The organism is Pedococcus sp. P3_C7 (assembly GCF_056402615.1).
In genome coordinates this window covers 60,117-74,324 of the sequence record NZ_JBFUHC010000001.1, presented here as the reverse complement: position 1 = coordinate 74,324, position 14,208 = coordinate 60,117, and the positions used below count along the sequence as shown (strand labels likewise).

The window sequence follows — 14,208 nt, the reverse complement described above, 5'->3', positions numbered from 1 at the left end:
TCGCTCCAGCGACGCCGGGGGTCTTTCACGTTCTGGTGCCGGTGCACCCGTCGCGACACCGTTCGCAGTGAAGAGGCACCATGCACCGCACCCTCCGCAGCGCCCGTCCGGCCGCTGCACTGGCCCTGACACTGGGGGCAGCCCTGGTCCTGCCCGGCGCGGCGTTCGCCGGGACGACCGAGCCCACCCCGGTCAGCACCACGAGCACGACGAGCACCGGGACCACGAGCACCGGGACCGGCAGCGCCACGAGCGAGCCCACCGGCTCGACCTCGGCCACCACCACGACCCCGCCCCCCAGCGACACCTCGACGACCACGTCCGCCACAGGCTCGACCACCACCGGGACGAGCACCCTTCCCAGCACCACGACCGCCACCACCGGGTTGACCAAGTCGAGCGCCGCCAAGACCACCTCCCCCACCCTCGGACTGGTCCCCGGCGGCCGGGCGGGCCGGTATGGGCTGAACGCTGCCGCCGTCCTCCCCGAGACCTCCACCGACCCGGCCCTGGTCGCCGCCGGCTACCTCGTCAGGGAGCTTGCCGCAGGCCAGCACCACTTCTCCACCGTGGTCCCCGGCTTCGGCACGTTCGCCGACTACGGCGTCACCGCGGACGCCGTGCTGGCGCTCGCGGCAGCGGGGGCCGGGCAGGATGAGGCCGCCCTGACCACCGCGTACCTCGCCAACCACGTCCTCGACTACGTCGGCTTCGGCGATCCCAATGAGATCGCGGCGGGCGCGGTCGCGAAGCTCCTCAACGTCGCCATCGCGCAAGGTGTGGACCCGACCGCTTTCGGGGGTCAGAACCTCGTCGCGACCCTGCAGGCGCGAGAGGCACAGAACGGCCGGTTCTCGGACCAGTCGCAGTACGGCGACTTCTCGAACACGTTCGGCCAGTCACTCGCCCTCATCGGACTGCACCGGGCCGCCGTCACCACGAGCGCCCCATCGCGGGCGTACCTGCTGACCCAGCAGTGCTCGAACGGTGGCTTCCTGCTGTTCATGACCGATGCCGGCTGCACCGATCCTGCCTCCGCGGACCCGGATGCCACGGCCATGGCCGTCCAGGCCCTGATCGCGATCGGCGGCGCGACGGCTCAGGTCAGCGCAGGCCTCGACTACCTCGCCACGCGCCAGGCAGCGTCGGGGGGTGTCGGAGGCGGCGGACCCCAGACAGGACTCAACGCCAACACCACCGGTCTCGCCGGACAGGCCTTCCTGGCAGGTGGACGCAGCGCCAATGCTCGTCGCGCCGCATCGTTCGTCGCCGCACTGCAGTACGGCTGCACGTTCCCGGCAGGCGTTCGCGGTGGCATCGCCTACGACCAGACCGCCTACGACGACCAGGCAGACGCCGGAACCGCCGCAGCCCCTGTGGACCAGGACCGTCGTTCGACGTCGCAGGCCGCCCTCGCACTCGCCGGCACGCCGCTGTACGCAGTGTCGGCCGTCGGCGCCGACGCCACGGCGCCCGAACTCGACTGCCCCGCGGTCACGACCTCCACCACGACCTCCTCGACCAGCTCGACGAGCTCGAACAGTGCCGGCACCAGCACCACCGCGGCCGCGCCGGCGCCGGCCGACCCCTCCGACCCCGGATCGGCCGTGCCCGGCAACCTGGCCTTCACCGGTGCCGATGTGGCGGCGGCGACCCTCCTCGGAGCGCTGCTGCTGCTCACCGGAGCAGGGGCCATCGTGCTGGCACGGCGCAAGGGCGTGCACGCCTGATGCGGCTGCTCGCGCGCCTCGTCGCCGTCGCCGGACTCGTCGTCGCCGGCGGCCTCGCCCTCCCGGGCGGGGCCGCCCAGGCGGCGGCGTGCTCGGGCACGTCCGGGGTCACCGTCGTCATCGACTACGGATCCAGCTCGTCAACGTCCTGCGCGCCTGGCGATCCGGCGTCGGCCATGTCCGCCCTCAAGGCCGTGGCCACGGTGGTGAGCCCCCAGCGCTACCCCGGCACCGTCGTGTGCCGGATCAACGGGACACCGGCCAGCGACCCGTGCGTCCAGATGCCGCCGGCCAACGCCTACTGGGCGTTCTTCCATGCCTCGCGCGGTGGATCGTGGACCTACAGCAGCTCGGGGGTGGCCAGCTACAACCCCGCCCCGGGCACCGTGATCGGGTTCGCGTTCGGGTCCGGCGGCGCCCCCAGCAGCCCGCCTCCGGCTGCCAGCCCGAGCACGCCCAAGCCGTCGCCCAAGCCGAGCGCCTCCAGCTCGTCGAGCAAGCCACCCGCACCCAAACCCGCGGGCACCACCCCGGCCCGGCCCAGCAGCTCCAGCACCTCCGGCTCGACCCCCGCGGCCGGCGCCGGTGCCGGCACAGGCGCTGGCGCCGGCACCCGGCCGGGATCGCCGAGCAGCGCGACTCCGGGCGCCAAGCCGTCGACCACCACGACCTCGCCAGGCACCACCACGACCTCCGCGACGTCATCGGGCACCACCTCCGCCGGCTCCACCGGCAGCGGTGAGTCGGACAACGCAGCATCGGCCACGCCCGACTCCGGTTCGCCGCTGACCCTGCTCGCTGGCCTCGGTCTGGTGGGGCTGGTCGGTGCCGGCGCGGCATACCTCGCAGTGCGTCGTCGAGGAACCGCGTAGCCGCTCGTGCGCGCCGCCGGCACACCGCTGTCCCGTCACCTGCACCCCGTCGCCTGGTGGGTGTGGGCGATCGGGCTGGCGGTGGCCTGCTCGCGCACGAACAACCCGCTCCTGCTGCTGCTGGCCGTGAGCGTGGCCAGCCTGGTCGTCGCGGCCAGGCGCGGCAGCTCGCCGTGGTCGCGTGCGTTCCGGCTCTACCTCGTGCTCGGCGGGTTCATCATCGTGCTCAGGGTGGTGCTGCACGTGCTGGTGGGCTTCAAGTTCGGCACCACGCGGCTCTACTGGCTGCCGAGCGTCGAGCTCCCCGGCATCACGGTGCTGGGCCCGCTCTACCTCGAGGGCGTCCTCGCTGCCGCCGCCGAGGGGCTGCGCCTCGCGAGCCTGATCGCGTGCATCGGGGCCGCCAACGCGCTGGCCAACCCCAAACGGCTGCTTCGCGCCCTGCCCAGCGCCCTGCACGAGATCGGCACCGCCGTCGTCATCTCCGTGACCGTGGCCCCGCAGCTCGCCGAGAGTGTCCAACGCGTGCGTCGCGCCAGGGTGCTGCGCGGCGAGGGCGGTGGCGGGATCAGGTCGGTCGGCCGGGTCGCCCTGCCCGTGCTGCAGGACACCCTCGACCGGTCGTTGTCCCTCGCCTCGGCGATGGACTCGCGCGGCTACGGCCGACGCTCCGAGCAGTCGGCCGCCACCCGCCGCCTCACCGGGGCGCTGACCCTCTCCGGGCTGATGGGCGCCGGGGTCGGCATGTACGGGTTGCTCGACGGCACCGCACCGGCAGTGATCGGGATGCCGATGCTTGCCCTGGGGCTGGCCCTGTCCGCCATCGGCGTGCGCGTCGGTGGCGCAAGCGTGCAGCGCAGCGTCTACCGGCCCGACCCGTGGGCCCTCCCGGAGTGGCTGGTCGCCGGGGCCGGGGTGGCGGCCGCTGCACTCATGGTGGTCCAGGCCGGGCGAGCACCCGACGCCCTCGCCCTGCCGATCCAGCCGTTGGCGGCACCGGCGCTGCCACTCCTCGCCGTGCTGGGGATCCTGCTGGCCGCCGTGCCCGCCCTCGTGGCTCCGGCCCCTCCGGCAGCCCGAAGGAGTGGTGGTCGATGAGCACCGACCCCAGGGCGCCGGTCGTGTTCGACGCCGTGACCATCCGGTATGCCGGCAGCCCCCGCCCCGCCCTCCGCGAGGCGTCGTTCGTGCTCGAGGAGGGGGAGCTCGTCGTCGTCACCGGCCGCACGGGCTCGGGGAAGACCACCCTCCTCGGCGCCGTCAACGGAACCGTCCCGCACTTCACCGGTGGCCACCTCTCCGGACGGGTCACCGTCTGCGGTCGGGACACCCGCACGCACCGTCCGAGGGACCTCGCCGGCATCGTGGGGGTGGTGCGGCAGGACCCGCTGGCCGGCTTCGTGACCGACACGGTGGAGGAGGAGCTGGCCTACACGCTCGAACAGCTCGCCCTCGATCCCCCGGCGATGCGACGCCGCGTCGAGGAGGTGCTCGACCTGCTCGGGATCGCGGACCTGCGGGATGCGCCCTTGCGCGACCTGTCCGGTGGCCAGCAGCAGCGCGTCGCCATCGGCTCGGTCCTCACCGCGAGCCCCCGGTTGCTGGTCCTCGACGAGCCCACGTCGGCGCTCGACCCGACGGGAGYCGAGGAGGTCCTCGCGACGCTGTCGCGCCTGGTCCACGACCTGGGCCTGACAGTGGTGCTGTCCGAACACCGGCTCGAGCGCATCGTCGGCACCGCGGACCGCGTGATCCTGGTGGCGGACGACGGCACGGTCAGCGACGGCCTCCCGCGGGACGTCATGGCCACCGCTCCGCTCGCCCCACCGGTCGTCCACCTCGGTCGATGGGCCGGCTGGCAACCGCTGCCCTTGACGGTCCGTGACGCCAGGCGGGCCGCGACCACCCTTCGACGGGACCTGACCCGCGCCGCAGACGCTGCCGCCGACGGGTCCCCCACCGCTCCCGCGCCTGTCACCTCAACCACGGGTGGCCACGATCGGGTTGCAGCCGTGGGCGTGGACGTCAGGCACGGGAGCGTGGCCGCCGTGCGCTCGGTCGACCTCTCCCTGCACGATGGAGAGGTCGCTGTCCTCATGGGTCGCAACGGCTCCGGCAAGTCCTCGCTCCTGTGGGCCCTGCACGGCACGGGCAGCCGCAGCGCGGGCGAGGTCACCGTCCTCACCGCCACGGGTGGCCGGGTCGACCCCGCCACCGAGTCCCCCAAGGTCCGGCGCAGCCACATCGGGCTGGTGCCCCAGAGTGCGCCAGACCTGCTCTACCTCGACTCGGTGGGAGCCGAGTGCCGCCAGGCCGACCACGAGGCGGCAGCGGAGCCCGGCTCGACGCGGGCCACCCTCGACAGGCTCGCACCCGGCATACCCGACGACCACCATCCACGCGACCTCTCCGAGGGGCAGCAGCTCGCCCTCGTTCTCGCGATCCAGCTCGCTGCCGCACCGGGCGCGTTGCTGCTCGACGAGCCCACACGCGGTCTGGACTACCCCGCCAAGGCGGTCCTCGGCGACCTGTTGCGCGACCTCGCGGCCAGCGGCCGCGCCCTCGTGGTGGCGACCCACGACGTGGAGTTCGCCGCGAACGTCGCCGACCGCGTGGTCGTGATGTCGGAAGGCAGGGTGGTCGCTGACGGCCCGGCGGCGAACATCCTGTGTGACTCCCCCGCGTTCGCGCCTCAGGTCGCCAAGGTCCTCGCGCCGACCCGGCTCCTCCGGCTCGACCAGGTGCAGGCCGCGGTCACGGCGACGGCGGGAGGGGTGCGCTGATGGCCTCACCGATCAGGGTGATCGCGCTTCGTCCTCGCTCCACCGTGGCGCTCGTCCTCGTGTCGGTCGCCGGGCTGCTCGCGTTCGGCTGGCCGTTGTTCGCCACCGCGGACTCCCGCCTCGGCCACAGCGCCGACGCGCCGCTCCTGTTCGCCCTGCTCCTGCCGCTGCTGATGGCGGTGGTGCTGTTCGAGATCAGCGAGGGAGGGCTCGACGTCAAGGCGGTGGCGATGCTCGGCGTTCTGTCGGCCGTGGGTGCCGCGCTGCGCCCGCTCGGCGCCGGCACCGCCGGTCTGGAGACGGTCTTCTTCCTGCTCGTCCTCGGGGGCCGGGTGTTCGGTCCAGGCTTCGGGTTCGTCCTGGGGTCCACGACGCTCTTCGCGTCCGCGCTCATCACCGGCGGTGTCGGGCCCTGGCTGCCCTATCAGATGCTGGGCGCCGCCTGGGTCGGCCTCGGCGCAGGCCTGCTGCCCCGCGTGCCGGCGCGCTGGGAGCTCGTCACGCTGGCCGCCTATGGCGCGGTGTCCGGGCTCCTCTACGGCGTGGCCCTCAACTTCTCCTTCTGGCCGTTCGCCAGCGGGCTCGCCAGCGACGTCTCGTTCGTGGCGGGTGCCGCCCCCTGGGAGAACCTGCGCCGGTTCGGGGTCTTCTCACTGGCCACCTCGCTCTGGTGGGACATCGGGCGAGCCCTGACCAACGTCGTCCTCATCGCGGTCACCGGCCGAGCGGTCCTCGGGACCCTGCGGCGGGCCTCCCGCCGAGCCGCCTTCGACGCAGAGGCGGGTTTCGTGGACCGGCGCAGCGGCGAGGAGCCGGCCCCGCGGCATACGCTCCGAGGATGAGCACGGACACCTCGCTGCCCATCCGCGCCGTCACCGACCCCGACGTCAAGGCCACCTACGCCGTGGACGAGTCGGTGGGTGCCACGGCTCCCCACCAGTTCGAGGTCGTGCGGGCCCGAGACCTGGGCGACGTGGTCGAAGTAATGCGGTGGGCCCACGAGACGCGCACGCCGGTCGTGCCCCAAGGTGCCCGCAGCAGCCTCACGGGCAGCTCGGTGGCGATCGAGGGCGGCGTGGTCCTCAACCTGGAGGGGCTCGACCGGATCACCACCATCGACCCGCTCGAGGGCCTGGCGGTGCTAGGCCCCGGGGTCGTGACGAAGGACCTCAAGGACGCCGCCGCGGCGCAGGGCCTGTTCTACCCACCCGATCCCGCGAGCTCGGCGTTCTGCACGATCGGCGGCAACGTCGCGACCAACGCGGGCGGGCTGTGCTGCGTCAAGTACGGCGTCACCGCCGACTACGTGCGCGCCCTGCAGGTTGTGCTGCCCGGGGGCGAGGTGATCCGCACCGGCCACCGCACCGCCAAGGGTGTGGCCGGACTCGACCTGACCGGGCTGTTCGTCGGGTCCGAGGGCACCCTCGGCGTCATCACGGAGGTGACCACCCGGCTCGTGCCTGCGCCCGACCCCGCGCTCACGGTGCTCGCGACGTTCGACTCGCTCGACGCGGCAGGGCGCGCCATCGTCGGCCTGCGGCTCGAACGTCACGTGCCCTCGCTCGTCGAGCTGCTCGACCGAGCCGCCATCGCCGCCGTGCAGTCGCTGGCCGACTACGGCTTCCCGCAGGACTGCGAGGCCGCCCTGCTCGTGCAGTCCGACCGCCCCGACCACACGGCCGAGGACGTGCAACGGTATGCCGCGGTGCTCGCCGACGCGGGTGCCGTGGACGTCGCCGTGGCCGACGACCCCACGGAGGCCGATCTGCTGCTCGCCGGGCGGCGGGCGCTCAGCCCGGCGCTGGAGGCCAAGGGCGCCCGCTACCTGGAGGACGTCTGCGTGCCGGTCGGACGGCTCACCGACCTCATCCGGACCGGGCAGGCCATCGCCGCCCAGCGCGGACTGGAGATCGTCATGGCAGGGCATGCGGGCGACGGAAACCTGCACCCCAGCATCTTCTTCGACCCCGCCGACCCGGCCAGTCGCGAGAGCGCGCACCTGGCCTTCACCGAGATCATCACGGCCGCCCTGCAGATGGGCGGCACCATCACCGGCGAGCACGGTGTGGGCACGCTCAAGGCCCCGTGGCTGGCGCAGGAGCTCGGCGAGCGGGAGCTGGAGCGCCAGCGCGCCGTGAAGGCCCTCTTCGACCCGCGCGGGATCCTCAACCCCGGCCGGGTCTACTGGTCCTGACCCTTCTCCCGCCGTTCCCACCCTTGTCGGGTCCAGGTGTAGTGACCCGATAAAGGTGATGCGGTGGGGTGACTGGTAGAAACAGGGACATGAGCCACCTCGAACTCGGCCGCAGTGAGTCCTGGTTGACCCGCGAGGAGCTCGATGCGGCGCGAGAGCGGTTGCCGATCCTCTATGTCGATGCCGTCCCTGTACGTGTGGACGAGCGGGGGGCGCTCACCGCAGTCGGCCTGCTCCTGCGAGCCTCCGACGGAGCGATCAACCGCGAGCTCGTCTCGGGTCGCGTCCTCTACCACGAACGCGTGCGCGACGCCCTGATCCGGCACATCGAGAAGGACCTCGGGCCGATGGCGTTGCCGCAGATCCCGGCGAGCCCCCTGCCGTTCACGGTCGCCGAGTACTTCCCCACACCGGGCGTCACCCCGTTCCACGACCCGAGGCAGCACGCGGTGTCACTCGCATTCGTCGTCCCGGTCGCGGGCGACTGCCAGCCGCAGCAGGACGCCCTCGACCTGGCCTGGCTCACCCCCGACGAGGCGGTGGCCCCTTCGCTGCTCGAGGAGATGGACGGTGGCCACGGCGCGCTGCTGCGTCAGGCGATGGCCCACCTCGGTCACGCCGTCTGAGCTCGTCGACATCGGACACGCCGTCTCAGCCCGCCGACATCGGACACGCTGCCAGGCGTCATCCGACTCGGTCAGCCCTGTGACCTGCGGCTAAGCACGTCGAGCACCGGATCCACAACTGAAATCGCCAACTCCGGGCCGAACGGCTGAGGCAGACTGACCGTCAACCGGAGGAGAATGGGCGCGTGCCGTGGGAAATCGCCACATACCTCCTCGGCGCCCAGGGGGGCGTCGAGGACGATTTCGCACGACTGTACGCGGCCACCAACCCGGTGCTGATGCGGTACCTGCGCGTCACGACCGACGCTGACCCCGCCGCCCTGTCAGACCTGGCCCTCGGCGCGTGGACCGCGGCACTCCCTCAGCTGATGGCCTGCCCTCCCGATGAGGACGCTTGGCTCGAGCTCATCATCGGCTCGGCTCGGGCCGCCGCGGCAGGCAGCCTGAGGACTGACACCGGGAGCACCGCACCCGAGACCGCCTCGACGACCGGCGACGACGTGGACCACGCCATCGAGACCCTGCGGGCGTGCCCACCCGAGCAGGCGGAGGTGCTCGCGATGGGGCTCGTCGCCAACCTGGATCGCGATGCCACGTCCCGCCTGACCGACCACGAGCCCACTGACGTGCTGGCCCTCGTCCAGAGCAGCGAGCAGCGCCTGACGATGTCGCTCGGGGAGCTGACCGAGGCCCTCCGCGCTCCCGGTCGCGATGGCGAGGTCGCCGACGTGCGGCTCGTCACCCCGCTCATCACAGCAGCCCTCGCTGGTCCGGCACCGACGGCGAAAGGCCCCGCCCACGCTGCGCCCCCCACGACCATCGTGACCGCGGGCGCGGTGGGCGCGGCCATCGGGGCCGAAGCCGGACCGGCCGTGGGCGCTGTCGAGCAGCTCCCCCTGGCCGAGCTACTCGGCCTGGAGGCAGCCGCCACCGGGTCCCCGCCGGCGATCTCCCTGGCTGCCGTCGGGTCTGTGACGGGGGCCCTGAGCCGGCCGGCCCGGGTCGGCGTCGGAGTGGGTGTGTGGGGGCTCGCCGTCGGTGGCGTGGGCATGGCGGCTGCGATGAGCGGTCTCATCACCGTGGCCATCGATGGCCTCTTCGGCGATCACGGAGGGGGTCCGCTCGTCACGGCAGAGGGTCCGGCCCGCCCGGGGTCTCCGTCCTCCGATGGTGACGCCACGACCGAGAACCCACCGGTCGTGCCAGGTCGGCCCGGCACCGACGAGCCACCGGCAACGGGCGGTGGCAGGACACCTCAGACAGTGACCCTGCCGGGACGGTCGAAGGGAACCGAGATCGTGCTGGCGTCCTTCGTCCCCCAGGGCTCGACGCCGTCGACGCCCACCGAGGTCCCGACCACGCCCACCACGCCGAGCACACCGACCACTCCCCCGACCACCCCGCCCAGCACACCGCCGAGCACGCCGCCGGTCGTCCCGCCGCCGAGCGGGCCCGGGGTGTCGGGTGGCAACGGCCACGGCAACGGCCACGCCTCGGCGCGGGAGACCCGCAGGGCCATCCGCCAGGCCAGGGTGAGCGCCAGGGCCAACGACAAGGCCGTCAAAGCCGCCGCCAAAGTCGCCGCAAGGGCCGATTCCAACGCCAACGACAAGGGTCGCGGCAAGGGCAAGGCCCTGGGCCACGGCAAGGCCACGTCGAAGGGGAAGGCGCTGGGCCACGACAAGCCCAAGGCCAACGGCAAGGCAGCCGGACACAACAAGTCCTGAGCACGGGCGCCGACCGTCATCCGGCGCCGCAACGACGGTCAGGTCGTGCGACGGCGGCGGCGGTCGGCAACGTCCATGGCGTCCGCTTCCTCGGGGGTCGGCGCGGTGCCGCCCAGGCGTGCCGGCAGCAGGTGTCGCTCGGAGTCCGGCCACGCCGGATAGACCGCCTGGTCCGCGCGCAGCTGGGCGTCCATGGCTGCCCTCACCCGTGCAGTGGCGGCCACGGCGTTCTCGTCGGCGCCGACCTCGATGGGAGGGCCGACCGTGATGAGCAGCGGGATGCCGTGCCGGCCCATCCGACGGGGCTGCCCCTTGGTCCAGACTCGCTGCGAACCCCAGATCGTGGTCGGCAGCACGGGGACCCCGGCCTCCTGCGCGAGGCGCACGGTGCCGGACTTGAACGCCTTGAGCTCGAAGGACCGAGAGATGGTTGCCTCGGGGAACACCCCGATGATCTCGCCGGCGCGCAGCGCGTCGCGCGCGGCGTCGAACGACCCCAGACCGGCCTCGCGGTCGACCGGGATGTGCTTCATCCCCCGCATCAACGGCCCGGCCACCGGGTTGGACCAGATCGACTTCTTGGCCATGAAGCGCACGTAGCGCCCGACGTCGACACCCGCCAGCCCGGCATACGTGAAGTCGAAGTACCCGGTGTGGTTGATCGCCATCACCGCTCCCCCGTGCCTCGGCAGGTGCTCAGTGCCCTTCAGGGTGATCTTGAGGCCCTGGGCGGCGAACAACGCGCGGGCCAACCCGATGACGGGGGTGTAGACGGGCTCCATGGGGCCACCCTAGGGGTGCAGCAGATCCGCAGGGCGCGCGAAGCGGGCCGGGCAGGCGGACGTGGGCCCTGACGCGGGCCCGGACGCGGCATACCCGCAACCAGTTCGTCACCCAGCGCGGGGGGATGGGAAGATTCACGCCATGACCGATGCACCCACCACGTCCGGCGCCGCCACGATCCCCGACAAGCCCTCGATCGACGGGCTCGAGGACAAGTGGGCGCAGGTATGGCGGGACCAGGGCACCTACGCGTTCGACCGGGTTGCAGCACTCGGGAAGGGTCGCGAGGCGGTCTTCTCGATCGACACCCCGCCCCCGACCGCGAGCGGCAGCCTGCACATGGGGCACGTGTTCTCCTACACCCACACCGACTGCATGGCGCGCTACAAGCGGATGCAGGGCCTCGAGGTGTTCTACCCGATCGGCTGGGACGACAACGGGCTGCCCACCGAGAAGCGAGTGCAGAACTACTACGGCGTGCGCGGCGACGCCTCGCTGCCCTACGCCCCGGACTTCGAGCCGCCGCACCGCGGTGACGCCAAGAGCCTCAAGGCAGCCGACACCCTGCCGATCTCGCGGCAGAACTTCATCGAGCTCTGCGACGAGCTGACGGTCGAGGACGAGAAGGCCTTCGAGTCGCTGTTCCGGAGGATGGGCTTCAGCCTCGACTGGGACATCAGCTACCGCACCATCGACGACCACTCGCGAGCCACTGCGCAGCAGGCGTTCCTGCGCAACCTCGCGCGCGGCGAGGCATACCAGTCCGAGGCGCCAGGGCTGTGGGACGTCACCTTCCAGACCGCAGTCGCCCAGGCCGAGCTGGAGGCGCGTGACTATCCCGGCGCCTACCACCGCGTCGCCTTCCACGGCGAGGACGGTCCGATCTACATCGAGACGACCCGGCCCGAGCTGATCCCGTCCGCCGTGGCCCTGATCGCCCACCCCGACGACGAGCGGTATGCCGGCCTGTTCGGCTCGACGGTCCGCTCACCGCTGTTCGGGGTCGAGATCCCCGTGGTCGCCCACCCGGGCGCCGAGCCCGACAAGGGCGCCGGCATCGCGATGTGCTGCACGTTCGGCGACCTCACCGACGTGCTGTGGTGGCGTGAGCTGCAGCTGCCGACGAGGTCCGTCATCACCCGCTCGGGCCGGATCCAGGCCGAGGTGCCGGAGTGGCTGGTCGGCGGTCCGGGCGAGCAGCTGTTCTCCGAGCACGTCGCGACGAAGACCACCTTCAGCGCACGCGAGGCGATCGTGGCTGCCCTGCGCGAGTCCGGTGACCTCGATGGGGAGCCGAAGCCCACCCAGCGCAAGGCCAACTTCTACGAGCGCGGCGAGAAGCCGCTCGAGATCGTCACGTCCCGGCAGTGGTACATCCGCAACGGCGGGCGCGACGCGGAGCTCAACGCCGAGATGATCGAGCGCGGTCGCCAGGTCTCGTTCCACCCGGCGTTCATGCAGGCCCGATACGAGAACTGGGTGAGCGGCCTGAACGGCGACTGGCTGATCTCGCGCCAGCGATTCTTCGGTGTGCCGATCCCGGTCTGGTACCCGCTCGACGACAACGGCGAGCCGGTCTTCGACAAGCAGCTCGTGCCGGCGGAGGACCAGCTGCCGGTGGATCCCGCGGCCCAGGCTCCCGAAGGCTACGACGAGTCACAGCGCGGTCAGGCCGGCGGCTTCGTCGGCGATCCCGACATCATGGACACGTGGGCGACGTCGTCGCTGACTCCGCAGATCGCCGGTCGCTGGCGCGACGACCCCGAGCTGTTCGCGGGCGTGTTCCCGATGGACGTCCGCCCCCAGGGGCACGACATCATCCGGACCTGGCTGTTCTCGACCGTCGTCCGGTCGCACTTCGAGTTCGGCTCGGTCCCGTGGCGCAACGCCGCCCTGTCAGGGTGGATCCTCGACCCCGACCGCAAGAAGATGAGCAAGTCCAAGGGCAACGTCGTCACCCCAGAGGACGTCGTGAAGGAGCACAGCGCCGACGCCGTGCGCTACTGGGCGGCGAGTGGGCGCCTGGGCGCCGACGCGGCCTACGACACCGGGCAGATGAAGGTCGGTCGTCGCCTGGCGATCAAGATCCTCAACGCCACGAAGTTCGCCCTCTCCTTCGGGGAGGTTGACGGGGAGCTTGAGACGGCCGTCACCAACCCGCTCGACCGCGCCATGCTCGCCCAGCTCGGTGACGTCGTCTCGAAGGCGACCGCAGGGTTCGAGGGCTGGGACCACACGCGCTCGCTCGAGGTGAGCGAGACGTTCTTCTGGACCTTCTGCGACGACTACCTCGAGCTGGTCAAGGACCGCGCATACGGCGGCCAGGGCGAGGCCGAGGCCGCGTCAGCCAGGGCCGCCCTGCGCATCGCCCTCGACGTGCTGCTGCGCCTCTTCGCGCCGATGCTGCCCTACGTGACCGAAGAGGTGTGGTCGTGGTGGCACGAGGGCTCGGTCCACCGTGCCCCTTGGCCGACGACCGCGGACACGGCGGCGGGAGCCGGCGGCGACACGGACGTCCTGACGGCCGTGGGCGAGGCCCTGGCGGGCGTGCGCAAGGCCAAGTCGGAGGCCAAGGTCGGCATGCGTGCCGAGGTGGCCTCGATCGTGCTGGCCGGCTCTGCCGAGTGGGCGGAGCGGGTGCGGCTTGCCGAGGCCGACCTGCGCGCGGCGGGCCGAATCACCGGCACTGTCGACTACGCGGAGGCGGAGATGCCCGAGGTGCGCGACGCCGAACTGATCCCGGTGGAGAAGCCGAAGGCCTGAGCTCGACGAGTTCCGTTGGGCTGCACCGTGATCCACGGAACATCCCAGCCCGCGATCCGCAGCTCACGGCTGGCGAAGCGTCCCTCGTCGAGCAGGGTCACCTGACCGGTCGCCGGGTCGTAGACATCCAGGACGCGGTCACCGTCACCCGGCAGGACGAGGGTGACGTGTCGCGGCAGCAGGCCGTTGCCGATGTAGAGCAGAGCGGGCTCGCCGTCGGCCACGACCTCGACCAGCCGGGCATGGGCCTCCCGGAGTCCCCCCCGCGTGAGCTGCCGCACCGGTCGCAGCTCGTAGTCCGTGCCCCGGCGGGAGGCACCGAACTCGAGCTCCTTGCGGGCGCCCCAGGGTGGCGTGCCCAGTGCGCGCGGCCACGGCAGGTTGAGTCGTCGTCCCCCGGCATACAGGCGGTTGGTGCGCCGCATGACGACGCGCTCGTATGCCGCGAACCGCTCCTGTTCGGTCGCTCCCGCGGGTGCGTCACCGCGCGGGCCCTCACCCGTGGTGATCCAGCGTGCGAAGGCCGGGTTGACGAGCATCCGGGCGACGGTGAGGCAGGCCGACCCACAGGTCACCGGACTCTGCTGGATGGGGCCGATGTCACCGCTGCGCAACCGGAACCCCGAGGACATGGCCCCATCCTCGCGGGTGGGGCCGCAAACTTCTACCGGTCCGGCTCGCGGCAGGGGCGCCAGCACGGGCGCCGGCGGGCTGCCGGCGGGCTGCCGGC

Annotated in this window: 11 protein-coding genes; 9 read left to right on the top strand and 2 right to left on the bottom strand. The window is 72.3% G+C overall.

Annotated features, from left to right (window positions below; genetic code table 11):
- The first annotated feature begins 80 nt into the window (after positions 1-80).
- From AC1DS4_RS00345 to AC1DS4_RS00310, 8 genes are all read left to right on the top strand, one after another.
- Positions 81-1,730 carry a prenyltransferase/squalene oxidase repeat-containing protein gene (locus AC1DS4_RS00345; RefSeq protein WP_477612469.1) on the top strand — a complete coding sequence of 550 codons (1,650 nt, stop codon included), beginning with the start codon at positions 81-83 and terminating at the stop codon, positions 1,728-1,730.
- A complete protein-coding gene (locus AC1DS4_RS00340; protein ID WP_477612468.1) occupies positions 1,730-2,602 on the top strand; it encodes a hypothetical protein in 873 nt (290 codons plus the stop codon). Before AC1DS4_RS00345 ends, AC1DS4_RS00340 begins: the two co-directional genes overlap by 1 nt.
- Before the next feature lie 6 nt (positions 2,603-2,608).
- On the top strand, positions 2,609-3,700 hold the full coding sequence (locus tag AC1DS4_RS00335) for an energy-coupling factor transporter transmembrane component T (protein WP_477624652.1): 1,092 nt from the start codon (positions 2,609-2,611) through the stop codon (positions 3,698-3,700).
- Positions 3,697-5,385 (top strand): ABC transporter ATP-binding protein, encoded by a 1,689-nt coding sequence (locus AC1DS4_RS00330; protein WP_477645974.1) that lies wholly within the window; start codon positions 3,697-3,699, stop codon positions 5,383-5,385. The genes AC1DS4_RS00335 and AC1DS4_RS00330 overlap by 4 nt, the downstream gene beginning before the upstream one ends.
- On the top strand, positions 5,385-6,227 hold the full coding sequence (locus AC1DS4_RS00325; RefSeq protein ID WP_477612465.1) for an ECF transporter S component: 843 nt from the start codon (positions 5,385-5,387) through the stop codon (positions 6,225-6,227). Before AC1DS4_RS00330 ends, AC1DS4_RS00325 begins: the two co-directional genes overlap by 1 nt.
- Positions 6,224-7,579 (top strand): FAD-binding oxidoreductase, encoded by a 1,356-nt coding sequence (locus AC1DS4_RS00320; RefSeq protein WP_477612464.1) that lies wholly within the window; start codon positions 6,224-6,226, stop codon positions 7,577-7,579. Before AC1DS4_RS00325 ends, AC1DS4_RS00320 begins: the two co-directional genes overlap by 4 nt.
- 89 nt (positions 7,580-7,668) lie before the next feature.
- Positions 7,669-8,205 carry an NUDIX hydrolase family protein gene (locus AC1DS4_RS00315; protein WP_477612463.1) on the top strand — a complete coding sequence of 179 codons (537 nt, stop codon included), beginning with the start codon at positions 7,669-7,671 and terminating at the stop codon, positions 8,203-8,205.
- 185 nt (positions 8,206-8,390) lie between these two features.
- Positions 8,391-9,932, top strand: a complete 1,542-nt coding sequence (locus tag AC1DS4_RS00310) for a hypothetical protein (protein ID WP_477612462.1) — start codon at positions 8,391-8,393, stop codon at positions 9,930-9,932.
- 38 nt (positions 9,933-9,970) lie between these two features.
- Here the strand turns inward: AC1DS4_RS00310 and AC1DS4_RS00305 are convergent, their stop codons facing one another.
- Positions 9,971-10,714: a lysophospholipid acyltransferase family protein gene (locus tag AC1DS4_RS00305; RefSeq protein ID WP_477624649.1), complete on the bottom strand. Its 744-nt coding sequence runs from the start codon at positions 10,712-10,714 to the stop codon at positions 9,971-9,973.
- A 142-nt stretch (positions 10,715-10,856) separates the two neighbouring features.
- Here AC1DS4_RS00305 and valS point away from each other — a divergent pair, with 142 nt between their 5' ends.
- The gene (gene valS / locus AC1DS4_RS00300; RefSeq protein ID WP_477612460.1) at positions 10,857-13,478 is read left to right on the top strand and encodes a valine--tRNA ligase; all 2,622 of its coding nucleotides are present in this window, start codon (positions 10,857-10,859) and stop codon (positions 13,476-13,478) included.
- Here the strand turns inward: valS and AC1DS4_RS00295 are convergent.
- Positions 13,409-14,110 (bottom strand): hypothetical protein, encoded by a 702-nt coding sequence (locus tag AC1DS4_RS00295; protein WP_477612459.1) that lies wholly within the window; start codon positions 14,108-14,110, stop codon positions 13,409-13,411. The genes valS and AC1DS4_RS00295 overlap by 70 nt on opposite strands.
- Between the last annotated feature and the right edge of the window lie 98 nt (positions 14,111-14,208).